The 20,417-nt window shown below is 71.5% G+C and carries 26 protein-coding genes, 1 tRNA gene and 2 pseudogenes; 10 read left to right on the top strand and 19 right to left on the bottom strand.

Annotation, left to right across the window (positions count from 1 at the left end):
* The first annotated feature begins 88 nt into the window (after positions 1-88).
* Positions 89-577, top strand: coding sequence for an inorganic diphosphatase (locus ACQP0T_RS01975; RefSeq protein ID WP_433871022.1), 489 nt, complete (start codon positions 89-91; stop codon positions 575-577).
* A gap of 118 nt (positions 578-695) precedes the next feature.
* Here the strand turns inward: ACQP0T_RS01975 and ACQP0T_RS01970 are convergent, their stop codons facing one another.
* From ACQP0T_RS01970 to ACQP0T_RS01950, 5 genes are all read right to left on the bottom strand, one after another.
* Positions 696-1,154, bottom strand: coding sequence for a MarR family winged helix-turn-helix transcriptional regulator (locus ACQP0T_RS01970; protein WP_433871021.1), 459 nt, complete (start codon positions 1,152-1,154; stop codon positions 696-698).
* On the bottom strand, positions 1,103-1,306 hold the full coding sequence (locus ACQP0T_RS01965) for a hypothetical protein (RefSeq protein WP_433871020.1): 204 nt from the start codon (positions 1,304-1,306) through the stop codon (positions 1,103-1,105). Before ACQP0T_RS01965 ends, ACQP0T_RS01970 begins: the two co-directional genes overlap by 52 nt.
* Before the next feature lie 201 nt (positions 1,307-1,507).
* The gene (locus ACQP0T_RS01960) at positions 1,508-2,095 is read right to left on the bottom strand and encodes a hypothetical protein (RefSeq protein WP_433871019.1); all 588 of its coding nucleotides are present in this window, start codon (positions 2,093-2,095) and stop codon (positions 1,508-1,510) included.
* Positions 2,096-2,258: 163 nt separating this feature from the next.
* Entirely contained in the window at positions 2,259-3,065 is an 807-nt protein-coding gene (locus ACQP0T_RS01955; RefSeq protein ID WP_345358986.1) for a DUF4231 domain-containing protein, read from the bottom strand.
* A 274-nt stretch (positions 3,066-3,339) separates the two neighbouring features.
* A complete protein-coding gene (locus tag ACQP0T_RS01950; RefSeq protein WP_433871018.1) occupies positions 3,340-3,924 on the bottom strand; it encodes a M23 family metallopeptidase in 585 nt (194 codons plus the stop codon).
* Positions 3,925-4,354: 430 nt separating this feature from the next.
* Between ACQP0T_RS01950 and ACQP0T_RS01945 the strand changes: the two genes are divergently transcribed.
* The gene (locus tag ACQP0T_RS01945) at positions 4,355-5,008 is read left to right on the top strand and encodes an isochorismatase family protein (protein WP_433871017.1); all 654 of its coding nucleotides are present in this window, start codon (positions 4,355-4,357) and stop codon (positions 5,006-5,008) included.
* On the opposite strand, the gene ACQP0T_RS01940 is transcribed toward ACQP0T_RS01945, so the two are convergent.
* Positions 5,005-5,325, bottom strand: a complete 321-nt coding sequence (locus tag ACQP0T_RS01940; protein WP_433871016.1) for a nucleotide pyrophosphohydrolase — start codon at positions 5,323-5,325, stop codon at positions 5,005-5,007. The genes ACQP0T_RS01945 and ACQP0T_RS01940 overlap by 4 nt on opposite strands.
* Before the next feature lie 253 nt (positions 5,326-5,578).
* Here ACQP0T_RS01940 and ACQP0T_RS01935 point away from each other — a divergent pair, with 253 nt between their 5' ends.
* The gene (locus ACQP0T_RS01935) at positions 5,579-5,965 is read left to right on the top strand and encodes an Imm1 family immunity protein (RefSeq protein ID WP_433871015.1); all 387 of its coding nucleotides are present in this window, start codon (positions 5,579-5,581) and stop codon (positions 5,963-5,965) included.
* 142 nt (positions 5,966-6,107) lie between these two features.
* On the opposite strand, the gene ACQP0T_RS01930 is transcribed toward ACQP0T_RS01935, so the two are convergent.
* The 3 genes from ACQP0T_RS01930 to ACQP0T_RS01920 all read right to left on the bottom strand — a co-directional run bounded on the left by ACQP0T_RS01930 (position 6,108) and on the right by ACQP0T_RS01920 (position 10,016).
* The gene (locus ACQP0T_RS01930) at positions 6,108-7,232 is read right to left on the bottom strand and encodes an LPXTG cell wall anchor domain-containing protein (protein ID WP_433871014.1); all 1,125 of its coding nucleotides are present in this window, start codon (positions 7,230-7,232) and stop codon (positions 6,108-6,110) included.
* Between the two features lie 113 nt (positions 7,233-7,345).
* On the bottom strand, positions 7,346-8,947 hold the full coding sequence (locus ACQP0T_RS01925; protein ID WP_433871013.1) for a VWA domain-containing protein: 1,602 nt from the start codon (positions 8,945-8,947) through the stop codon (positions 7,346-7,348).
* Entirely contained in the window at positions 8,934-10,016 is a 1,083-nt protein-coding gene (locus ACQP0T_RS01920) for a hypothetical protein (RefSeq protein ID WP_433871012.1), read from the bottom strand. Before ACQP0T_RS01920 ends, ACQP0T_RS01925 begins: the two co-directional genes overlap by 14 nt.
* 213 nt (positions 10,017-10,229) lie before the next feature.
* Here ACQP0T_RS01920 and ACQP0T_RS01915 point away from each other — a divergent pair, with 213 nt between their 5' ends.
* Both ACQP0T_RS01915 and ACQP0T_RS01910 read left to right on the top strand, forming a co-directional pair.
* Positions 10,230-10,706, top strand: coding sequence for a hypothetical protein (locus tag ACQP0T_RS01915; protein ID WP_433871011.1), 477 nt, complete (start codon positions 10,230-10,232; stop codon positions 10,704-10,706).
* 141 nt (positions 10,707-10,847) lie between these two features.
* Complete coding sequence (locus ACQP0T_RS01910; RefSeq protein WP_433871010.1) at positions 10,848-10,958, top strand: lasso RiPP family leader peptide-containing protein; 111 nt, start codon at positions 10,848-10,850, stop codon at positions 10,956-10,958.
* 164 nt (positions 10,959-11,122) lie between these two features.
* On the opposite strand, the gene ACQP0T_RS01905 is transcribed toward ACQP0T_RS01910, so the two are convergent.
* The 3 genes from ACQP0T_RS01905 to ACQP0T_RS01895 all read right to left on the bottom strand — a co-directional run bounded on the left by ACQP0T_RS01905 (position 11,123) and on the right by ACQP0T_RS01895 (position 12,558).
* Positions 11,123-11,377 (bottom strand): hypothetical protein, encoded by a 255-nt coding sequence (locus ACQP0T_RS01905; protein ID WP_433871009.1) that lies wholly within the window; start codon positions 11,375-11,377, stop codon positions 11,123-11,125.
* Between the two features lie 536 nt (positions 11,378-11,913).
* The gene (locus ACQP0T_RS01900) at positions 11,914-12,105 is read right to left on the bottom strand and encodes a DUF397 domain-containing protein (RefSeq protein ID WP_433871008.1); all 192 of its coding nucleotides are present in this window, start codon (positions 12,103-12,105) and stop codon (positions 11,914-11,916) included.
* A 240-nt stretch (positions 12,106-12,345) separates the two neighbouring features.
* The gene (locus ACQP0T_RS01895) at positions 12,346-12,558 is read right to left on the bottom strand and encodes a DUF397 domain-containing protein (protein WP_433871007.1); all 213 of its coding nucleotides are present in this window, start codon (positions 12,556-12,558) and stop codon (positions 12,346-12,348) included.
* Between the two features lie 272 nt (positions 12,559-12,830).
* Here ACQP0T_RS01895 and ACQP0T_RS01890 point away from each other — a divergent pair.
* Together ACQP0T_RS01890 and ACQP0T_RS01885 are read left to right on the top strand one after the other, a co-directional pair.
* Positions 12,831-13,979, top strand: a pseudogene (locus tag ACQP0T_RS01890) (IS30 family transposase); the annotation flags it as partial.
* Positions 13,980-14,031: 52 nt separating this feature from the next.
* Positions 14,032-14,127 (top strand): annotated as a pseudogene (locus tag ACQP0T_RS01885) (IS5/IS1182 family transposase); the annotation flags it as partial.
* 33 nt (positions 14,128-14,160) lie between these two features.
* Here the strand turns inward: ACQP0T_RS01885 and ACQP0T_RS01880 are convergent.
* Both ACQP0T_RS01880 and ACQP0T_RS01875 read right to left on the bottom strand, forming a co-directional pair.
* The gene (locus ACQP0T_RS01880; RefSeq protein WP_433871006.1) at positions 14,161-14,355 is read right to left on the bottom strand and encodes a DUF397 domain-containing protein; all 195 of its coding nucleotides are present in this window, start codon (positions 14,353-14,355) and stop codon (positions 14,161-14,163) included.
* On the bottom strand, positions 14,352-14,837 hold the full coding sequence (locus ACQP0T_RS01875; RefSeq protein ID WP_433871005.1) for a DUF5753 domain-containing protein: 486 nt from the start codon (positions 14,835-14,837) through the stop codon (positions 14,352-14,354). The genes ACQP0T_RS01880 and ACQP0T_RS01875 overlap by 4 nt, the downstream gene beginning before the upstream one ends.
* 89 nt (positions 14,838-14,926) lie before the next feature.
* Between ACQP0T_RS01875 and ACQP0T_RS01870 the strand changes: the two genes are divergently transcribed.
* The gene (locus ACQP0T_RS01870; RefSeq protein WP_433871004.1) at positions 14,927-15,940 is read left to right on the top strand and encodes a DddA-like double-stranded DNA deaminase toxin; all 1,014 of its coding nucleotides are present in this window, start codon (positions 14,927-14,929) and stop codon (positions 15,938-15,940) included.
* On the top strand, positions 15,937-16,395 hold the full coding sequence (locus ACQP0T_RS01865; RefSeq protein ID WP_433871003.1) for an Imm1 family immunity protein: 459 nt from the start codon (positions 15,937-15,939) through the stop codon (positions 16,393-16,395). Before ACQP0T_RS01870 ends, ACQP0T_RS01865 begins: the two co-directional genes overlap by 4 nt.
* 78 nt (positions 16,396-16,473) lie before the next feature.
* Here ACQP0T_RS01865 and ACQP0T_RS01860 read toward each other — a convergent pair whose 3' ends face one another.
* The 3 genes from ACQP0T_RS01860 to ACQP0T_RS01850 form a co-directional block, all read right to left on the bottom strand.
* Entirely contained in the window at positions 16,474-16,587 is a 114-nt protein-coding gene (locus tag ACQP0T_RS01860; RefSeq protein ID WP_433871002.1) for a lasso RiPP family leader peptide-containing protein, read from the bottom strand.
* 81 nt (positions 16,588-16,668) lie between these two features.
* Positions 16,669-16,782 (bottom strand): lasso RiPP family leader peptide-containing protein, encoded by a 114-nt coding sequence (locus tag ACQP0T_RS01855; protein WP_433871001.1) that lies wholly within the window; start codon positions 16,780-16,782, stop codon positions 16,669-16,671.
* Positions 16,783-17,102: 320 nt separating this feature from the next.
* Positions 17,103-17,176: transfer RNA gene (locus tag ACQP0T_RS01850), tRNA-Thr, on the bottom strand.
* 127 nt (positions 17,177-17,303) lie between these two features.
* On the opposite strand from ACQP0T_RS01850, the gene ACQP0T_RS01845 reads away from it, so the two are divergent.
* Positions 17,304-18,725: a hypothetical protein gene (locus tag ACQP0T_RS01845; protein WP_433871000.1), complete on the top strand. Its 1,422-nt coding sequence runs from the start codon at positions 17,304-17,306 to the stop codon at positions 18,723-18,725.
* 134 nt (positions 18,726-18,859) lie between these two features.
* On the opposite strand, the gene ACQP0T_RS01840 is transcribed toward ACQP0T_RS01845, so the two are convergent.
* Both ACQP0T_RS01840 and ACQP0T_RS01835 read right to left on the bottom strand, forming a co-directional pair.
* A complete protein-coding gene (locus tag ACQP0T_RS01840) occupies positions 18,860-18,973 on the bottom strand; it encodes a lasso RiPP family leader peptide-containing protein (RefSeq protein WP_433870999.1) in 114 nt (37 codons plus the stop codon).
* Between the two features lie 95 nt (positions 18,974-19,068).
* The gene (locus ACQP0T_RS01835; RefSeq protein WP_433870998.1) at positions 19,069-20,271 is read right to left on the bottom strand and encodes a DNA polymerase III subunit delta'; all 1,203 of its coding nucleotides are present in this window, start codon (positions 20,269-20,271) and stop codon (positions 19,069-19,071) included.
* Positions 20,272-20,417: the final 146 nt, after the last annotated feature.

The following is a 20,417-nucleotide window of genomic DNA, read 5'->3' as shown; positions in this document are numbered from 1 at the left end:
GCCCGGGCAGCGGTCGTGGTCCACACTAGAACGTGGTCGCGGGCGCGAGCGCGCGACCGCACCCGACGCAAGACGAGTGAGGAACCGCGTGGACTTCGACGTCACGATCGAGATCCCCAAGGGGAACCGGAACAAGTACGAGGTGGACCACGAGACGGGACGCATCCGTCTCGACCGCACGCTGTTCACCGCCACCCAGTACCCGGCCGACTACGGGTTCATCGAGGAGACCCTCGGCGAGGACGGCGACCCGCTGGACGCGCTGGTGCTGGTCCAGGAGCCGACCTTCCCGGGTTGCCTGATCAAGTCGCGCGCCATCGGCATGTTCCGGATGCGCGACGAGAAGGGCGGCGACGACAAGGTCATCTGCGTGCCCTCCGACGACCCGCGCCAGGAGCACCTGCGCGACGTCCACCACCTCTCCGAGTTCTACAAGCTGGAGATCCAGCACTTCTTCGAGGTCTACAAGGACCTGGAGCCCGGCAAGAGCGTGGAGGGCGCGACGTGGGTCGGCCGGGACGAGGCCGAGAGCGAGATCAAGCGCTCCTACGAGCGGCACCAGGCCCAGGGCCACTGACCGCTCGCACCCCACCGGGCCCTCCCCGCTGCGTGCGGCGGGGGCCCTCGTCGTTCCCGGTGGAGTTGTCCACAGGGCTGTGGACAACCTCGGAACCTGTGGACAACTCGGTCCGGGATCAGTCGGCGTCGAGCTGCGCGCGCACCTCGGGCAGCCGCTGCTCGAAGTCCTCGACGAACCGGCCGAGCAGCTCGCGCAGCGCCTCGCGGTCGGCCGGGTCCCACTCGGCGAGCAGCATCGCCAGCGCCCGGTTCCGGCGGCTGCGGGAGGCGTCCAGGTGCTCCTGGCCCGCCTCGGTGATGCCCAGCAGCGTCGCCCGCGCGTCGGCCGGGTCGGCGGTGCGCCGCACCAGGCCGTCGTCCACCAGCCGCGCGATCTGCCTGCTGATCGTGGACGGGTCGGCGTGGGTGGCCTCGGCGAGCGCACCGGTGCGCAGCGGTCCCTCCCGCTCCAGGATCGCCAGCAGCAGATAGGTCACCCGGTCCGCGGCGGCCCCCAGCCTGCCGGTCGCCCGGCCGAGCCTGCTCAGCGCGTCGGCGACCGCTCCCGCGACGGACAGCGGTTCAGCGTCGGCCACAGCACCTCCGTTCGGTTGCCCGCGCGCAGCGGTCTGCGGGCGAGCTCCGCCCGGACCCGCGCCACCGCGCGCTCGCGCAGCACCCGCCTGCGCAGCGCCGGAGCGGCGCCGAGCGCGGCGAGCACCGCGATCGTCAGAACGCACCAGATCATCTCGTCCTCCCCCGCGGGGGACCGCACACCCGTGCGGCCCTGACGCGCGGGGGCCGAGGAACACCCGGACGGCCCAGTAGCTCAGTGGGCCAGGTGCTCCACCTGGCCGCCACCCCGAGCGCGCGACCGCACCGGACGCACCCGATGGCCCCCGCCGGGTCGAGCGGGGGCCATCGGGTGCGTCCGGTGCGGTCGGCGCGATCACCGGCCGAGCTGCATGTCCCCGCCGAGCGGGCCGTGGGTGAGCAGGTCGGTGACCGGGTCCAGCGCGCTCGCGCCACCGCTGCGGCCGTTCTCCGACTGGTTGATGGCGTTGTGCAGCAGCTGGTCGACGATTGGCACGCCGAGCGGCGGGAGAACGCCCTGCTCGGCGCGGCCCTGGGCCGCTCCGGTGAGCTGCTGGGCGGTGCCGGTGACCTGCTCGGCGGCACCGCCGACCACGCCGGTGACGGGGGTCAGCACCGCGGGCGCCTGGTCCATCGGGACCACCCGGCCGACCGGCAGCGGCTTGCTCAGGTCGACTTCGTAGGTGCCCAGGGTGTGCCCGGTGGTGGCGTGGGAGACCGCGTCGGTCACCGGCTTCAGGGAACCGGTCGTGCCGACCTCCTCGGCCAGCGCCACGACCTCGCCGACGGCCTTCGGGACCTTGTGCAGCACGTCGGAGGTGCGGCCGTCCAGCGGGACGGCGGGCTGCTCGGGCGCGGGGGCCGCGTGCGCGGCACCGGCCATGCCGACCACGCCGGCGCCGCTCGCCAGCACGGCGCAGGCCGCGGTGAAGGTGCGCTTCATCGTCTTGCTCCTCTCTGCACAGGCCGGATTGCCGTGCCCGGCGGAGATTACGGAAGAAAGGGCAACCACGATTCAGCGATCACACCCGGGGGAAAAGTGAACTCCGCGTGGTCGGTATCGAGTTCACCTTCCCTCTTCCCAGTGGCGACGACGCGAACCGCGGCTACTGCCCGAGCGCGTCCGCGCCCCGCGCGGTGCGGGACCGCTCCGACCGCAGCGCCTCGATCGCGTCGGCGAACTCGGCGTAGGCCTCGCGCTCGTCCTCGAACTTGCGGTAGCGGCCGACGCGGAGCTCCACCGACTCGTACTCCCGCTCCAGCCAGTCGGCGGTCTGCTGCCACGAGTGGCAGCGGTCCCGGTAGTGGGCGTATCCGGCGAACGCGGCGGCGACCGCGACGAGCAGGCACAACGCCACCGCGTACCAGCGGCTCGCGGCGAACGACACCGCGGTCGCCGACACCGTCGCGCCGACGATCGAGCCGCCGATCACCACGCCTTGCAGCGCGTTGTCCTTCCACCGGTTGCGCCGGGCCTCGCCCCGGTAGCGCTCGATGAGGGCGGGCAACTGGGCGCGGTAGCGCTTGTGCGCCGCGAGCAGGTCGCCGTACCCGAGTTCTTCCAGCAGGTGTTCCCGATGGGCGCTTTCCAGCGCGCGCAGTTCCGTCTCCACCGCGCGGACCTTAAAGTGCTGCCCGTACAGCAGTCGCGCCGACACGGCGAGCGACCCCACCGCGATCACCGCAACGGCACCCGTGATCCACGGCGATCGCCATAACACCTCGGCCCCGATCCCCAGCGCGCCGAGCACGGCGGTACCGGGCCCCGCCCACAGCAGGAGCAGGCGCCGCAGCAGCCGCCCCCGGTAGAGCAGTTCGGACCGCTCCGCGATCCGGCGCTCCCAGTCCTGCGGTCGCGCACCTTCGGTGAGCACCCCACCACCGACGATCCCCGCCGCGTCCACTCGCTCCATCACATCGATCCTTCCGGCGTCTTCGCGAATCGAAGTAGCTCCCGGAGCACGAAGACAATCGGCCAGCGGGGTGAAGGTCGGAGGGCCGAACGGCCCACGTCGTGCGCGCCGCGTGATCGTCCCTGCGCTGGGCCCTGGCACCCGCCGGTGCCCACCGCAGCGCCTCCGGCCACCACCCACATCCGGGGGTTGACACTGTGGCAGCGGCCGTGCGTGGAGTCACAACCGGGTGGCGGTTGGGGTCGGCGGGCCGGCGCGGGGGTCCGCGCCGGGTTCACCACCGCAACGACGCCCCCGCATCGCGGTAGAACAGGGCGGGGTCGACGGCCTGCCCGCGCACTTCGAGCTGGAAGTGCAGGTGGGGTCCGGTGGACTGGCCGCGGTTTCCCATGCTCGCGATGAGCTGGCCCCCCGCGACCCGTTGTCCGGTGGACACGAATGCGGCATTGATGTGGCCGTAGACGGAAACGGTCTCCGACCCGTGCGCAATTCTGATCCACCGGCCGAATCCGCGGGCCGGTCCGGCGGCCACGACGGTGCCGTCGGCGGCGGCGTGGATCGGCGTGCCGATCGCGTTCGCGATGTCCACGCCCTTGTGCATCGTGCCGCCGCGCGGACCGAACCCGCTGGTGATCACGCCGGTCGTCACCGGATGCACGGTCAACGCCGAAGCAGCAGGTGGCGCGGACCGGCGGGAGCCCGGGGAGGGGACGTCCGGGGCGCTCCCGACATGGGCGGAGTGCACATCCGCGACGGCCTGCGGGGCGGTGACCGAGCACAGCGCACCGAGCAGGGACAGGACCGCGAAACCACGGCTCGCGGGTTTTTCCGGAAATGCCATTGCGCTTTCCTCCTCCACGCCGCCGCGACTCGTCGCGGGTCGGCCGGGAGCGTCAACGGGGCCGGGGAAGAATTGTCGAACTAGCTCCGACTTCGGTGTGAAGGTAACAGCGCCGGCGCCGGTCCGCGCGGTTTGGCCGGGCGGTTTTGCGGCAATTCCGAGCATAACCCGACCGGGTAGTGGAATACCGGCTGGAATGGGCCGGGCGCACCGTCCGTCGCACCCGCCCGCGATTCTCGGTGAACCGGCTCCGCGGGGGATGTGACGTCCCCGGTGATCATCACGCACGGTGCGGATGCGCCCGCTTCCGGCGCCGGACGCGGAGTTCACCCGCCGGTAGCCACCCGATCGAGTGAGATGAGACGGCGCGCCGTCCCCGGCATGTCGGCGACGTGCGCTCCGCTCGGCACTGGGCCACCGTGAACCCACCGCGAGAAGGGACGTGCCGATGGAACCGACCGGCATCGGGGAGGCGGAGCCGAGCCGTCGCCTGCTCACCCCGCACGACCACGTGCTGCTGCTCGTCGACCACCAGAGCACGATGGGCGCCGCGGTGGGCTCGCAACCGGTGGAGCGCCTCGCCGAGGCGACCACCGGCCTGGCCCGGACCGCCGCGCTGTTCGGCATCCCGACGATCATCACCAGCGTCCTGCCGCTGGGCTCCGGCGGCGAGCTGGTCCGGGGCCTCCGCGAGGCGTTCCCGGACACCGAGCGGTGGATCGAGCGCACCACCCTGAACCCGTGGCAGGACGACCCCGTCCGCCGGCGCATCGAACGCAGCGGCAAGCCCAAGGTCGTCGTCGCCGGGGTCTGGACCGAGGTCGGCGTCCTGATGCCCGCCCTCTGCGCGGTCGAATCCGGCTACGACGCCTACGCGATCACCGACGCCAGCGGCGGGGTCAGCCCCGAGACCCACGACCGCGCGGTGCAGCGCATGGTCCAGGCGGGCGTGCAGCCGATGACCTGGCTGCAGTACCTGCTGGAGGTCCAGCGGGACTGGGCCCGCTCGGACACCGCGGGCGCCGCCGGCGACATCATGCGCGACCACGCCGGCGCCTGCGGCCTCGCCGCCGAGGACGTCGCGCAGCTGCTCGACCGCTAGTCCCCCGGGGCCGGGAAGCGGGTCTCGTTGCGCTGCACCTTCGCCTCGGCTTCGGCGAGCAGGTCGACGTCGAGGCGGTCGGCGAGGCGGACCAGGTAGATCAGCACGTCGGCGAGCTCGTCGCGGACCTGCGGGCCGAGCCGGGGATCGTGCGCGGCGGTCGCCGACTCCTGCTCGGTCAGCCACTGGAACAGGGCGGTGAGCTCGCCGACCTCGCCGCCGAGCGCCATCACCAGGTTCTTCGGCGAGTGGTGCTGCTCCCAGTCGCGGGCGGCGGCGAAGTCGCGGAGGCGGTGCGCGAGCCCGTCCAGGTCCATGCGAAATCCTTTCGGGAAGGCGGTTCCCCACCGTAGCGCGGCGACCGGGCGTGGCGGTTTTCACACGCTCCGCGACCAAGCCGCCCACCAGCGGTTCCGTCGCGAAAACGGCCACGCGCCAACCCCTTCGGGTGACGCGGCGACGAACATCGCAGTTCCAGGGGAATGCCTGCGGATCAGCGGTGCTGAACAATCGCGACCACGACGGCGGTGCCGCCGACGACAGATCGACGTTGAGCGGAAAGGCACGATCATGACGACCACCGAGACGGGCATCGTGGTGACAGGCGTCCTCGGCGACGACACCCGGTACGCGCGGACTCCGAGCGAGGTCGCGGAGCTGGTGCGGGCGCTGCTGACCACCCCGTACGCGGAACTCCGCGTCGGCCCCGAGGCGCACCACCTGGCCATCGCGACGACACCGGGATGGGGCGCGCTGACCTTCACCACCGCCGACGACCACGTCGACTCGCACAACCCCGACGCCCCGCCCGACGCGCCGCTCCTGCCGAAGGACGCCGCGGGCACCCGGCACTACCCGACCACCGCGTCGCTGCCGCTGGACCAGGTCAGCGAGGCCGTCGCCGAGTACTGCCTCACCGCGCAGCGCCCGGCCTGCGTCCTCTGGCAGCCGGCCTGAGCGACCACCGGGGAGCGGCTCACCCGTTCGAGCCACGAGTGAGGCCCACCCGATCGAGTGCGGCGACCGCACCACCCGCGCGCACCACTCGGAACGCGAACCGGACGACCGGGGCCGTCCGCGCCCGGGCGTTCGTTCGCGCTCAGGACCGGCGGCGAACGGCGAGCAGCACCAGCGGACCGAGCAGGAGCAGCGCCGCGGCCAGACCGAGCAGCGGGGCGACGGAGGTGCCGGTCTGCGCGAGCTGATCGGGATCGCCCGGTCGCGTCGGATCGTCGTCACCCGGCAGCCCGCCCGGTGGCTCCGACGTGCTCGGCGGTTCGGTGCCGGTGGTGGGCGGCTCCGTCGGCTCCGTCGGCTCCGTGGGCGTCGCGGTCGTCGTGGTCGGCGGGTCCGTCGGCTCCGTCGTCGTGGTCGGCGGGTCCGTCGGCTCCGTCGTCGTGGTCGGCGGGTCCGTCGGGTCCGTGGTCGTGGTGGGTGGTGGCTCCGGTGTCGTGGTGGGTGGGACGTCCTCGTCGGTGCAGTCGACCTGGACCTCGCCCGCGGTGAGCGACATCAGCGGGCCCTCGTGGACGACGTCGCCGTTCTCGTCGCGGAGCACGCCGCTGATCTCGATAACGATCGCGGCGCGCGCCCCGTAGTCCCAGGTCTCCTCGACGTGCTGGACGTTGATGGTCAGGTCGCCGCTGGCGACGCCGGGGATGCCGAGCTGGTCGCCGGTGACCGAGGCCTGGTTGTCGCCTTCGGTGAGCGGCCGGGTGACGTCGTCGAAGAGGTAGATCGCGTTCTCGTCGGTCCGCGCGTAGGCCTGCGCCGAGGGGGGCAGCGGCGCTTGGGTGCACCGGGCGTAGGTGTGCACCGAGCCGAAGCTGATCAGGTTGGGCGCTCCGGGGACCAGTCCGAGGCCGAAGCCGTTGCCCGCCGCTTCGGCTTCGCGCGAGCCCACGTCGTCGTTGACCAGGACCGTGCTGGTCGCCGGTGGTGCCGGGGTGCCGTACCAGCCGCCGACGTAGTCGAGCACGCCGTCGGGGTCGCTCTGGTCCCAGGTCACGACGTTGGTGCCGGGTCCGGAGGAGACGTCGCCGAGGGTCCCGCCGTACGACGGCACGTCGAGGCCCGGGATGCCGGGGATGGTGACCTGGAGCAGCGAGCTCTCCGCCACAGTGCCCTGCTGGGCCACCGCGCTCCACGGGGCGGTGAGCACCGCGGCGACGAGCGTCGCGCCCGCCGCTCCGGCGCCGAGCACCTGCGATCTGGAAAGGACCATGACCACGGACGGTAGGCAGGTCGATCACGATGCGTTCGGTGAGATCGGCTCCGCACGCCCAACGGGTGATCGCTTTCGCCGCATCGAGGTCTTCCCGCGGAGGGGGCGCGGCCCTACTGGTAGCCGCGGACTTCGGCGAACACCCGGGTCAGGGACTGGGCCCGGGCGTCGAAGACCTTCCCGCCGGTGGCGTCGGCGACCGCGCGCATCTCCTCGACGTTGCCCTCCCCGAACAGGATCGGGAAGACCGGCACGGGGGGCCGCGGGGCGGCGGTGAACTCCGCGAGGCTGCGGCCCCGGTTGTTCTCCCCGTCGGTCATCAGCACGATCGAGGTGAACCGGTCGGGGTCGGCGGCCCCCTGCTCGGCGGCGAGCGCGAACGCCGCCAGCAGCGCGTCGTAGAGCGCGGTCTCCCCGGACGCGCCCAGGCGCTCGCCGTGCGCGCGGATGTCGGCGAGCACCGGCCCGGGATCGCGTTCCGGGATGTCGAACGTCGCGGCCGGGCCCGCGGTGCTGTTGAACGGCAGCAAGGTGACCTGCTCCCGGTTGTGGAACCGGTCGAACCGCGAGGTCTCCCCCGCGCCGGTGAGCGAGCCGAGGGCGTCCTTGAGCGCGCTGAGCCGGTCGCCCCGCATCGACCCGGAGGTGTCGAGCACGTAGAGGGTGCGGGTCGGTCTGCGGAGCTGGTCGAAGTAGGCGAGGAGCAGCTCGTCGACGACGGCGGGCCGGGCGGGGAAGGGCAGCTCGAACATCGGGTGATCGCGCAGCTCCGGGGTCAGCTCCACCTGCGCGGTGATCGGCCGGCGGTGGGTGAGCTCCATGATCCGCTGCTGCACCCGGGGCAACCGCAGGTAGTCGGTGAGCCGCTGGTAGGCCGAGCGCGCCTCGTCGGAGGCGGAGCGCAGCAGGGTCAGCGGGTAGTCGGCGGTGGCGACCCCGTCGCGCGGGTGGATCGGCACCAGCCGCTCGTCCAGGTCCCCGGAGGCGTTCATCGACAGCAGGACCGACTCGTAGTTCACCAGCCCGTCGACGGGTTCACCGGCCGCGGAGCCGCGCCGCTGGTAGCTCTGCGACAGCCAGCCCGAGGACCCGGAGGTCAGCGTCTGCCCCGCGAAGAACCCGCGCAGCTCCGGCAGGGCGCGGCGCGCTTGGTCCACGTCGAGCGCCGATCCGGTGTCGGCGAGCGCGGTGGCGATGCCCACCAGCGCGGACATCCCGGAGTTGGACTTCGCGGGATTGGTCATGCCGAAGGAGAACCGGCGCTGCTCGGCCGCTTCGGCGATGTCCAGCCAGCTCGGTGCCGCGCGGTCCCAGCCGAGCTCGGCGGCGGTGGAGGCGCGCAGGCCCAGCAGCACCGGCGAGGACATGATCTTGGTGCTGTCCCCGCGCCGGTCCCGCGCCTCCGGGTACAGCGAGACGTAGCGGTCGGAGGCGAACCAGGTGGCGTCGTAGCGGCCGTCGGCGTGGCCGGAGCGCAGCAGTTCGGTGCCCTCCACGCTGCCGATCCCGGTGAGCTCGACCGACACCCCGGTCGCCTGCCGCGCCTCGTCGAGGATCGGGCGCATGTCGGCGAGTTCGCTGCTGCCGAGCACCCGCAGGGTGTGCGGGGCGCCCCGCAGGTCCGGCTCCCCCGGCTCCGGCCCGGTGCAGCCCGCGGCCAGGACCACCGCCAAGGCCCCGACGACCAGGGCGCGCAACCCGCTACTGGATGGCATCGATGAGTCCTTCCAGGGTGTCGTAGGCGGGCGCCTGGACCACGTCGAGCTGGCTGGGGACGGTGACGTCCTGCTCCCGGAGGACCTCGGTGAACGTCTCGGTCTTCAGCGGGCGGAAGCCGTGCTCGACGGCCAGCCGGATCAGTTCCGGGTCGTCGCCCAGCAGCCTGCCGAGCTCCTCGCCTTCCGGGCTGAGCGGGACGTAGGAGTGGTCGGCCACCACGGTCGGCGTCGGGTACATCAGCACCATGTCGTCGGTGATCCGCCCGGGGTCGGTGATGCGGGCGCCGATGAACTGCGCCTCGTAGAGCAGCACCATCGGCGCGCGGGACTTGCCCAGCGGGGCCGTGTAGACGTCGAACGGTTCCTCGCTGGTGAGGCCGGTGGTTCCTTGGGCGGCGAACAGCTTCTCCCCGATCAGCGGGGCCAGCCGGGGGATGTCCTCGGGCTGGGCGATGCGCCCGCCGTTCCACACGTTGCTGGTGATCGCGATGTACATGGCCGCGGAGTTCGAGGAGCGCGGGTTCGTGGTGGCGACCAGCACCAGGTTCCCGTTGCTCGCGGGCTGGCCCCGGACGCCGGGGATGTCCTGCCAGCGCAGGCCGGCCTGCACCTGCTCCAGGTACGCCGCGACGTCGAAGACCCACGTCCCCGGGCGGTCGCCGGGCCGCGCGATCCCGGCCTGCCGCAGCGCCTCGGCGAAATCGGTGTAGGTGGCCACGACCATCGGGGAGAAGAACGGCGATTCCCGCCGCAGTCCGGGCCGGTCGGCGATGATCCGCTCGGCGGCCAGGGCGCTGGACGGGAACGCCAGGTCGTACCCTTCGAGCTGGTCGTGCAGGTCGCGCGAGCCCTTCCCGGTGACCTGCACGTCGAGGCCGTGGTCGGCGAGGGCGTCGCGCACCCGGGGATCGGTGAAGAACGGGGTCTTCTCCGAGCCGGCGATCACCCGCACCTGCGCCTGCGCGCAGTTGGTGTTCGCGACGCAGAGCCGGACGTAGCCGGCCCCGCCCAGCAGCGCGGCGCACAGCACGGCGGTGAGCGCGATCGCGGTCGTGCGGATGGACACCGGTACCCCCTACCGGATGCGGCCCGCCGCGAGTCGGCGCGGATCCGTGGCGGCCATCATCACGCCGCGAAGCCCGGCGCCGCAGGGTTTTCCACCGTCGCGCGGATGAACAGCTCATGAACGGCGAGGTTTCATCGGCGTCGAGGGGAAAACCTGCGCGGCGGTTGGGCGAAAACCACCGCGCCCGCGGAATTCCGGCGCCATGATGCAGGAATGTCCATCGCGGATATCGCCAACCTGCTGACCGGTCTGGGCACGGTGATCGGCGGCGGTGCTTCGCTGCTGGCCGCGTTGCGGACCAGGGCGGCGGCGGGTGCGGAACCGGCGCGACGGCGCGGCCCCTCCGGCGGCCTCCGGACGCGGACCGGTGGCGCCGCCGTCGCGAGCGCGCACGAGCTGCCCAGGACCCCCACCGGGCTGTGCGCGCTCGGCGCGGTCGCCCTCGCGGTCACGCTGATGGTGATCACCGCGAGCCGCAACGGAGCCCCGGCGGGCACCCCGTCGCTGCTGCTGTTCAGCGGCACCGGCGTGCTGTTCGTCCTCGCGGGCATCCTCGGCACGAGCAGTTGGGCCAGGACGAAGGCCGTCGAACCGGAGAACGCGATCTACCCGATCCTCGCCGCAGCCGTCGCCGCGGCGGCCTGGCTCGCGGCCTGCCTCGTCATCTCCGCCGCACCGGCCTTGCCCTGATCGCGACGTCCCCGTTCCAGGTGTCCCGGCCGGTGCGGACAGGTGATGCGCGGTCAGCGCGGTTGAGCACGCCGTCCGCGCTGAGCTGCACTGGCGGCACGGCCACCGACCAGCGGCGGCAGGACGGAGAGGAGAACCATCGTGGAACCGACGACCTACACCGCGCCCGAGCTGACCGAAGCGGGCGAGTTCAGCGCCGACACCCTCGGCGGCCAGGGCTGGCTCATGGACGGCCAAGGCCACTTCTGGTGATCCGCCGACCGAAGCCCGGATTCTGTCGTTGCGGTTTCCGCCCGTGAGCCGGCGGCGTGCCGGGCGTGGTCGAGGCGGTGCCGACGGGCAGCCCGGCACGTACGGCAGTCGGCCCTCCCAGCACTGCGCGCCGGGGAGGGCCGACCTGTGCCACGCGTCAGGGATCAGCGGTAATAGACCAGGTAGGTGCCGGGCCCGCCGGGCCCGTCGCACCACACCTCACTGTAGCCCTGTTCCTTGGCGGGGTCGATCTCCGAGGCCTCGCAGTCCGACTTCGAGTCGTAGTGGAGGGCGCCGGGATTGTGCCAGCCGTCGCCGGGCGGGGGCTCGGCAACAGCGGTGGCAGCGGCCATCGGAAGGGTGGCCGCTGCGATGCCGGCGATGATGCCGACGCGGGCGCGGGAACGCCACGACTTCATGAATTCTCCTCCTGCGCACTGTATTCGTCCGCGCTTCCCCAGCCGACAGCCGTCCGGACGGCCGTCGAACCGGCCTGCGCGCAGTGTCGATCGGTGACACCTCCAGGGCCCGGAGCACACCGGCCCGTCCGCGCGCTAGCAGCACGTCAGGCGCCGCGCTCCTCCCCGAAGATCACCGTATCCCAACCCGGCGGCCGGTGACACCCAAGATCGACTTCGATTTGGCGGGACGCTTCTCGGGCAGGGACGATGAGGCGCACATCGACTGCCCGGGTCGCGGTTTCCAGGCATTCTCCGACGTTGTCGCCGCTACGCCCAACTATCGCGAATCTCCGCGATCCGCGGAACTGACGCCTCAAGGTCGAGCGCGCGTTCGCGCAGACGCTCGAAAGCCACGGTATGCGCCACGATCTCGTCTTCCAGCATCCGCGCAGCCGCCAAAGGGCGTGCGAGAGCTGCACGTTCCCGTTCCTCGATGCCCGGATTCCCGCAGCGAGAGCAACCGGAACGCCGGTCGAGGACTCCGTGGTCGCGGTTCAGCCGTCGTAACGGCCGGCCTTGACCGCATCGACGAACGCCGACCACTGCGCACCGGTCGCGGTGAAGTACCCGGCACCCCGGTCCTTCGTATCGCGAACCGCAGCACCATCACCGACGCGACCGACCTCGACGCAATTGGTCTGATTTCCGCTGTAGCTCGACGTACGCCAGCGGTCTGCCTGCCTCATGCCGCACGCTCCCGCCCCGTCGTCATCCCCGCGATGAGCACGGCCTCTCTCATCATCTCCGCCTGAGCGGACTTGCCCAGGCCCATCACGACGAACGCAGCTCGGACGCACGGAGTAGCGCGAAGCGGCTTGCTCAGCCCGAGATGCCCGCACCCCACAGCGGAGACCCCCGACCGAAACGCGGCCGGGGGCCTCCGTGGTCATGGTTCAGCCGTCGTCACGGCCGGTCTTGAGCCGCTCTCAGCGGGAGTCGAGATCCCCGCTCTTGAGGTCGGCGACGAACGCCGCCCACTGCCTGCGGTCGAACGCGAGGATCGCACCGCAGCCCCGCTCCTTGGAGTCGCGCACGCCAGCGAAGCCGTCCGCGGAGGCCGCCACCTCGACGCAGGCGTCCGCCGCATTGCTGCGCGTGCTCTTGCGCCAATTGGCGCTGGAAAAGGCTGGCGCCGACATGTCGTCACTCCTTGTCTCTACGCCCAGCCATCGCGAATCTCAGCGATCCGCCGAGCTGACGCCTCCGGATCGAGCGCTCGTTCGCGCAGACGCTCGAAGGCCAGGGTATACGCCTCAATCTCGTCTTCCAGTCCTTCGCGACGGGGTGCCCGCCGGGGCATGCGAGAGCTGCACGTTCCCGTCCCTCGATGCCCGGCTTCCCACAGCGAGAGCCCCCGACCGAATCGCTTGGGTTCTAGTGGTCGTTGCAACACCCGGGTTCCGGGGATGCGATGGACTTCGAGATCCGCAAGGACCGCAAGCCGCAGGGAGGCAAGAAGCTCCACGAGGAGCGGGCTGCCTATCTTGATCTTGTGCGGCAGGGGTTGAGCAACCGGCAGGCGTGCGCGCTCGTCGGTGTGAATGAGCGGACCGGGCGGGAATGGCGTCACGGGCGACCGGACGGACGTAAGAAGAGGCCACGGGTTCCGGCTGATGCGGCCGGTCCCGTGGCTCTTTCTCGTTCGGGCAGGTCGATCGAGGTACGCGGGTCCTCGCGCTACCTAGGCGAGGACGAGCGGGTTCACATCGCCGACCGGTGGCGGGAGAGGGCGTCGATCCGCACCATCGCCCAGGAGCTGGGGCGCGCACCGTCGACGGTCAGCCGGGAGATCCGCCGCAATGGGATGCCGCTGCGGGGCGATGCTCGCCGGTGGTCTTACCGGCCTCACTCAGCGCATCGACGTGCGAAAACGCGCCGCAAACGGCCCAAACCACGCAAGATCCACACGACTCCGCAGCTCAGCGCGGTCATTCAGGACGGGTTGAACCGCAAGTGGAGTCCGGAACAGATCGCGACCATGCTCCGCCAGGACTACCCGTATGACCAGGAGATGCACGTGGTTCACGAGACGATCTACCAGGCGCTCTACGTCCAGGGCCGCGGCGAGCTACGGCGTGAGCTGGCCAAGGCGCTGCGCACCGGCCGGGCGATACGCAAGCCCCACCGCAAGCCTGACCAGCGACTTCCCCGGTTCACCCATCCTATGCTGATGATCAGCCAGAGGCCGGCCGAAGTCGCTGACCGGGCCGTGCCCGGCCACTGGGAAGGCGATCTGATCATCGGCCGGGACAGCGGTTCGGCGATCGGCACCCTGGTCGAACGCAGCACCCGCTACGTCATGCTCATGCACCTGTCGGGCAGCCGCGACGCCGTGGCTGTTCGCGATGCCCTCATCCGCACCATGCGGCGAGTGCCTGAGCACCTGACCCGGTCGCTGACCTGGGACCAGGGCGTGGAGATGGGGTTGCACCGCGAGTTCTCCCTGGCCACTGGCATCCCGGTCTACTTCTGCGATCCGCACTCACCCTGGCAACGCGGCTCGAACGAAAACACGAACGGCCTGCTGCGCCAGTACTTCCCGAAAGGCACCGACCTCAGCATCCACAGCCGCGAGCACCTGGATGCCGTCGCCGCCGAACTCAACGGCCGTCCACGCAAAACGCTCGGCTGGAAAACCCCAGCCGAGCGTCTCGCTACGCTACTCACCAACACCAACTAGCAGCGGTGTTGCAACAACCCCTGGAATCCACCTCGCCGGTCGGGGGCTCCGTGGTCGCGGCTCAGCCGTCGTAGCGGCCGTCCTTGACCGCCTCGACGAACGCCGACCACTGCGGGGCCGTTGCAGTGAAGTACCCAGCGGCCCGGTCCTTCGTGTCGCGAACCGCTGCGCCGTCACCGACGCGACCGACCTCGACACAGCTCGTCTGCTGCTTCGAGCGACTCGACTTGCGCCAACCGTCCGGGTATTCCCTCATGGTCGTTTTCCTTCCAGGTTGTCAGCCATGCTGGCGATGAGTTCCACGGAGCGAATAGGGCTCATCGCCACTTCGAGAAGCGTAGTAATCGCTTCCCTGTAGGCTCTGGCCTCCCGCGCGCTGTAGATGAACATCGACGACGCGAGATGTTCCAGATGCACGATCGGCGCAGCCTTCGGGAACTCGAACACGAGGAAGGATCCTGCATGTGCAGGGTTCCACGTCGTTGTTCCGGACGGCACGACCTGAACCGCCACATTGGGCAGCTTCGCCATCTTCACGATGTGGCGTAGCTGCTCGATCAGTGCGGCGGTGCCACCGAGCGGTTCGTGCAGAACGTGTTCGCTGATCAGCGCTGTGAACTCTGGTGCGTCGTCACGCATGAGGACGTCGCGGCGACCAACGCGCATGGTGACCCGCGCCCCGAGGTCGGCTGCTGGGATCTCACCCATGACCGCCGCAGCGTAGTCCGCCGTTTGCAACAGTCCGGGTTTCTGTTAACCCACTCTGTTTCCAGAAACAACGTATCCGGTTGTCTTCCCGTATGCAGGGACGGAGTGAGGTGACGGGCATGAGCTCTCCGTTCAGATGGACTCCCGGCGCGGAGCAGCGGCACGCGACGACCGATCGGCAACGGCGCCATGACGAAGAGGTCGAGACGCTGTGCGGCGCGAACGTCGTGGTCGTCGACACCACTGAGGCGTGGTGGTGGCCGACGTGCGAGCCGTGCAACGTCGAGGCGCACCGGATCGCGGCGTACCGATGCCACGTGCCAGGCCGAAGCCGGTCCGGCGGCGGGCGGCGGGTGCGCGATGAGCGCGAAACTGGAGCGACTGCTGGTGAACATGCAGGCGGCGGTCCTCTCGAAGACCTGGCCCGCCGCATCCGAGACGTCGAAGACATGCTGAACCGCGCCCGCGAAGCACTGCTCGCAGCGCAGGACCGGCACGCCGAGTGCGAACAATCCCTGTGGCTGCTCGACGGAACCCACGACCCCGACGCCCTCGACGCACTCCAGGGGTACGCGGCCGGTGGTGCGGAAATGCTGCGAGCGTGGCAGATGCTCACGCCCATCATCGACGCCGTCGCCAACTACCGAGCACGCCTCGAAGTCACCGGAGCCGTCGAACGGACGCCACCCAGCGCATCGCACCCCTCGACCACCGGCCGGTTCCCCACCGACGCCGCCCACGACCGATCCTGGATCGACACCATCCGCGAACGCCTCCCACAACGGAAGCAAGGGCAAACGAGCGGAATCGTGCACGACCGCGACGGCAACGAGCACCTGATCATCATCGGACGGGAGGAGATCTCGGACCAAGCTCGGTTGATCTTACACAACGCTGACCGATTCCCCACCGACGACCGGGGTGAGCCGACCGTGACGATGCACGTTGAGGTGAAGTACGCGCTCATGATGCGTCGGTCCGGGCAGACTTGCGGTGTCGTGGTCATCAACAACGAACTGTGCCGAGGATGCGAGAAGGCGGTACCCGAAATCCTTCCGGAGGATTCGACACTCGTGGTGTGGCATCCAGGAACGCCTGAACAAATGACGTTGAGAGGACGGGCGAGACCGTGACCGCAGTCGAGACGGGCACCGTGGTGTCGGTGCTGTTCCGCCGCGACCTGCGCCACGCCTGCACCGGCGATGACCTGGACGCGTTGCTGCGCGAGATCACCGAGGAGCCGCCGCGCCCGGTGTGCGAGGTGTTCGTGTGGGACCGGCCCTGCCGCTTCGTCGCGGACGGTGATCCGCAATTCCCGGACGGGCGGCTGCTCGTGTCCAGTTCCCCGGAAACCGGTTGGGGTGCGCTGAACTACGTCAACCCGGGCGCCTCGGACGGCCGGGTTGTCGACTCCTTCAACCCCGCCGCAGCGGCGGACGCTCCAGCGCTGCCGCTCGACCCCGATGGCGCCGACTTCCCGCCCTCGGCGTCGTTGCCGCTGGCTCGGGTCCGCGAGGCCATCGCCGAGTATTGCCGCACCGGAGCACGCCCGACGTGCGTGCAGTGGCAGGACGGCTACTGGTACTAGTCGCGCGGAAACGCGGCCTGCGCGGGCGAGTCCCGCCGGTCTCCCCGCGAGGAGACCGGGCCGGGATGCGCGGCGAACTCAGGAGTACACGCGCAGCCAGTCGAACTGGTGGCCGAGCAAACCGCCGAGGGTGTCGGCGGCGAACTCCCCGACCTCGGCCAGCTCAGGCGTGGAGTAGGTGGTCTCGTCCATGGTTCTCCCCCGTCGTCGGTGGTGGCGCCGTGGTTTCCGGGGCGCGCGGCGCGAACAGCCGACCCGCCCGCCCCGGGAACGTCACCAGCGGATCACGTAGAGCACGTCGAAGATGTAGCCCCCGCCGCCCAGGGTTTCGGTGGTGAAGTCGCCGATCTCGGCCAATTCCGGGGCGGTGTAAGCGGTCTCGTCCATGGTGCTGCCTCCTCGCGTGGGTGGCGCCGTGGCTTTCCGGGCGCCTGTCCTGGTCTTCGGCAGCAAGCCCGTGGTGGCTGAGCACCGCTGACCTGGCACCACCCGCGTCCCGCACGCGATCACCCGGACCGGTCGGCCCCGGAGGGCCGAACGGTCGCGTGCACCTCGAACGGGTCGGCCGCGGACGCCGAAAGGAGGATCTGCGAGCCGTTCGCCTCGGCGCCGTGCCTGATGATCTGTTCAGTCCACGGCGCCGGCCGAGCCTCGATCGTAAGAGAAAGACCGCAGGCCACCGGGGTGGTCCTGCGGTCTTTCGAGCGAGCCGCCTGAGGGAATCGAACCCTCGACCTACGCATTACGAGTGCGTCGCTCTGGCCGACTGAGCTAAGGCGGCAGCGTCGTCATCGAGTGTAGCGGGTCGGCCTCGGCGGACCGCCGTGGGGGCGGGCGTCACCGGAACGGGGTCGGGTCGTTGAGCGTGCGTGACGTCGGTCACCCATGCCTGCCGGGGAGGAAGCCGGATGCATCCAGCCCGCCCGATCCGCCGATGGTCCGTCTGCGCCCTGGTGTCGTTGGCCGTGGCAGGGGTGTCCGCCCCCGCCGCGATCGGCCAGTCCGACGAGCCGTCCTCGCTGCCGACCACGCCGATCCCCGCCCACGAGGACCCGTCGCAGCCCCCGGCCTCGCAGCCCGACGACGCACCGGGGCCGATCGTGGCCGACGCGGGCACGCTGCTGGGGATCGTGCGGCTCCTGCCGAAGACGGTGCCCACCGGGACGATCGTCGACGACCCGGAGTTCGAGGAGGCGCTGCCACCGCAGTCCGTCGCCGAGGTCGGGATGGGGCGGGCGGTGGCGCAGGCCAACTCGACCTCCTACTTCGCGCACGAGCGGTCCGTCGCCGAGTCCTCGCCGATCGGGGTGTCGCTGCTGGGGCGGGTGCCGACGCTGCCCGGCGCGCTGGCGCAGACCGCGCTGCCCGACCACCCCGAGCCGGTGACGAACAGCTTCGTGCCCGCCACCCCGCTCGACCCGCTGCTGCGGCTCGGGCTCGTCGACGGCAGCGCGCACGCCCGGTGGGACGAGCGGACCGGACCCTGCGTCGGCACGATCTCGGACGCCTCGACGTCGCTGGGGAGCGTCTCCGCCGTCAACGCCCTGCCCGAGCTCCCCGAGGCGCCCGAGGTGCGGCGGCTCGGCGGACTCCTCGACGGGCAGCAGCCGGACGCCGACGGGCTGGGCTCGCTGCTGCACGTCCCCGACGCCCTCTCGGCGCGCTCGACGGTGCGGCTCGTCGACGTCCCCGGCCAGCAGGGCCAGGCGGTGCGCTCCACCTCGTCGGTGCAGGTCGCCAGCGTCCGGCTGTTCGCGGGCACCCCGGTCGAGCTGCGGATCGACGTGGTGAGCCGACCGACGCTCACCGCCACCGCCACCGGCGACCCGGCCACCTCCACCGTCGAGTACGCGGCCCCGGTGCTGCGGGTGTCGCAGGGCGGCCGGGAGCTCGGCGTGCTCGACGCCGCCCGGCCCGAGCTGGACGTGCCGCTCGGCGCGCTCGACCTCGGGCTGCTGCGGCTGAGCATCGGCGAGTTCGACCAGGCCACCGTGGGCACCGAGGTGCGCGGGGTGGCGCGGATGTTCGACCTGCAACTGCTGCGCGGCCACCCCGTCGGCATCGAGACCTCGCTGGTGCGGATCAGCTTCGGCGAACAGGTGGTGCGGGCGGGCGCCCCGGAAGGCGGGGTCGAGTGCGAGGCCGCCGCCCCACCCGGCGCCGCTCCCGCCGCCCCGGCCTCTGGTCCGACACCGGGCGGCGGGGCGCCCACCGGACCACCGCTGGCGGAGACCAGCGGGGCCTACCACGCCGTTCCGCTGTTCTGGACCGGCACGGCCCTCCTGCTGCTCGGCGCGGTGCTCGTCGCCGCCGTCCCCCGCCGCCGCTGATCACCCGGACGAGTGCTGAGTGAGGGGCACCCTGTACCAAGTCACTTGGTACAGGGTGCCCCTCACCTGGATAGAGATCACCCGGACGTGCGATGGCTCGCGTCGTTCCCCGGCGCTTCGGCGGGCGGGGCGGGTCAGAGGCTGAACAGGCCCACGTAGTCCAGGGCGTTGCCCAGCCCACCCAGGGTGTCGGCGGCGAACCCGCCGAGCTCGGTGAGCTCCGGCGCGGTGTAGGTGGTCTCGTTCATGGCGGCCTCCGCTTCGTGACGGCTCCGCCCTCCCCATCGGCTCGGTCCGGCGGTGTCCTGACCGACGTCACCCGGGTTGCGCAGCGCCTGGCGGATCAGCCGCCGTGCAGGGTGGCGACCATGGCCTCCACGGCGATGATCGGCTTGACGTTGCGGTTGAGGGCCTCCCGGCAGTCCAGGACGGCTTCGAGGCGGCGCAGCGCGGACTCCGCCGTCCACTCCTCGGCCGCCTTCGCCACGGTGCTGCCGAAATCGGGGTGGTTGAGCTCGGTGCGGGCACCGGAGCGGACGACGAGCACGTCGCGGTAGAACCCGGCGAGGTCGACCAGGGCGAGGTCGAGGGAGTCGCGCTGGGAGCGGGTGGCGCGCGACTTCTGCCGCTTCTCCAGCTCCTTGAGCGCGGCGTTGGCGCCCCGGGTCGCCGAGGCGGTGCCCTTGCCGGTGCCGCCCGCACCCATCGCCGTCTTGAGCTCCTCCTTCTCGCTCTCGTTGCGCTCCTCGTTGGCCGTGACCGCCTCGGTCTCGGCGAGCTTGACCAAGCCCTGCGCGGCGGTGAAGACGTCGGCGAACCGGCGCAGCCCCAGCGGGATGCGCAGCACCGATTCGCGGCGCTCGCGGGCCTGCTCGTCGGTGGCGAGCCGGCGCGCCCGGCCGATGTGGCCACCGCAGACCGACGCCGCCCATTCCGCGCGCTGCGGCTCTACGCCGTCGCGCTCGGCCAGGACCTCGGCGATCGCCGACGCGGGCGGGGTGCGCAGCGACAGCACCCGGCAGCGGGAGCGGATCGTCACCGACACGTCCTCGGGGTGGTCGGAGGGCGCGCAGAGCAGGAACACCGTCCGCGGTGGCGGCTCCTCGACGGCCTTGAGCAGCGCGTTCGACGCGCCCTCGGTGAGCCGGTCGGAATCCTCGATCAGCACCACGCGCCAGTCCCCCGTGGTGGGGCGCCGCGCCGCGGCCTGCACCAGCGACCGCATCTCGGCCACCGAGATGGACAGCCCCTCGGGCGCCACCACCCGCACGTCGGCGTGGGTGCCGGCGAGCACGGTGCGGCAGGCCGAGCAACGGCCGCAGCCGGGCAGCTCCTCGTCGGTGCACTGGAGTCCGGCAGCGAACGCCCGCGCGGCCACCGAGCGCCCCGAGCCGGGCGGGCCGGTGAACAGCCAGGCGTGGGTCATCGCACCGGGCGCGACCTCCTCGCCGCGCACCTGGCGGGCCGCCGCGGCCACCGCGCCCCGGAGGACGTCGACCGCCTCGGCTTGGCCGACCACGTCCGCCCAGGCGGAACCGGACCGCATCACGTCTCCTCCCGTCGGCGGATTCGTGCTCGCACTCTACGACCCCGCCCCGCCCCGCCCACCGCCCGGAAGGACACCGGGTGAGGGGCACCTTCATCCGGCCCAGGACCGCTCGTCCCATGAGCTGGGCGGCGGTGCCGGTGGCG

It is taken from the genome of Saccharopolyspora sp. CA-218241 (assembly GCF_050954615.1).
GTDB lineage: Bacteria > Actinomycetota > Actinomycetes > Mycobacteriales > Pseudonocardiaceae > Saccharopolyspora > Saccharopolyspora cebuensis.
This window is presented reverse-complemented; position numbering and strand designations above follow the sequence as displayed.

Coding starts and splice junctions, on each gene's coding strand:
- ACQP0T_RS01965 (WP_433871020.1), bottom strand. CDS start 1,306: ATGATCTGGTGCGTTCTGACGATCGCGGTGCTCGCCGCGCTCGGCGCC.
- ACQP0T_RS01960 (WP_433871019.1), bottom strand. CDS start 2,095: ATGAAGCGCACCTTCACCGCGGCCTGCGCCGTGCTGGCGAGCGGCGCC.
- ACQP0T_RS01955 (WP_345358986.1), bottom strand. CDS start 3,065: ATGGAGCGAGTGGACGCGGCGGGGATCGTCGGTGGTGGGGTGCTCACC.
- ACQP0T_RS01945 (WP_433871017.1), top strand. CDS start 4,355: ATGGAACCGACCGGCATCGGGGAGGCGGAGCCGAGCCGTCGCCTGCTC.
- ACQP0T_RS01940 (WP_433871016.1), bottom strand. CDS start 5,325: ATGGACCTGGACGGGCTCGCGCACCGCCTCCGCGACTTCGCCGCCGCC.
- ACQP0T_RS01935 (WP_433871015.1), top strand. CDS start 5,579: ATGACGACCACCGAGACGGGCATCGTGGTGACAGGCGTCCTCGGCGAC.
- ACQP0T_RS01930 (WP_433871014.1), bottom strand. CDS start 7,232: ATGGTCCTTTCCAGATCGCAGGTGCTCGGCGCCGGAGCGGCGGGCGCG.
- ACQP0T_RS01925 (WP_433871013.1), bottom strand. CDS start 8,947: ATGCCATCCAGTAGCGGGTTGCGCGCCCTGGTCGTCGGGGCCTTGGCG.
- ACQP0T_RS01915 (WP_433871011.1), top strand. CDS start 10,230: ATGTCCATCGCGGATATCGCCAACCTGCTGACCGGTCTGGGCACGGTG.
- ACQP0T_RS01905 (WP_433871009.1), bottom strand. CDS start 11,377: ATGAAGTCGTGGCGTTCCCGCGCCCGCGTCGGCATCATCGCCGGCATC.
- ACQP0T_RS01900 (WP_433871008.1), bottom strand. CDS start 12,105: ATGAGGCAGGCAGACCGCTGGCGTACGTCGAGCTACAGCGGAAATCAG.
- ACQP0T_RS01895 (WP_433871007.1), bottom strand. CDS start 12,558: ATGTCGGCGCCAGCCTTTTCCAGCGCCAATTGGCGCAAGAGCACGCGC.
- ACQP0T_RS01880 (WP_433871006.1), bottom strand. CDS start 14,355: ATGAGGGAATACCCGGACGGTTGGCGCAAGTCGAGTCGCTCGAAGCAG.
- ACQP0T_RS01870 (WP_433871004.1), top strand. CDS start 14,927: ATGAGCTCTCCGTTCAGATGGACTCCCGGCGCGGAGCAGCGGCACGCG.
- ACQP0T_RS01860 (WP_433871002.1), bottom strand. CDS start 16,587: ATGGACGAGACCACCTACTCCACGCCTGAGCTGGCCGAGGTCGGGGAG.
- ACQP0T_RS01855 (WP_433871001.1), bottom strand. CDS start 16,782: ATGGACGAGACCGCTTACACCGCCCCGGAATTGGCCGAGATCGGCGAC.
- ACQP0T_RS01845 (WP_433871000.1), top strand. CDS start 17,304: ATGCATCCAGCCCGCCCGATCCGCCGATGGTCCGTCTGCGCCCTGGTG.
- ACQP0T_RS01840 (WP_433870999.1), bottom strand. CDS start 18,973: ATGAACGAGACCACCTACACCGCGCCGGAGCTCACCGAGCTCGGCGGG.
- ACQP0T_RS01835 (WP_433870998.1), bottom strand. CDS start 20,271: ATGCGGTCCGGTTCCGCCTGGGCGGACGTGGTCGGCCAAGCCGAGGCG.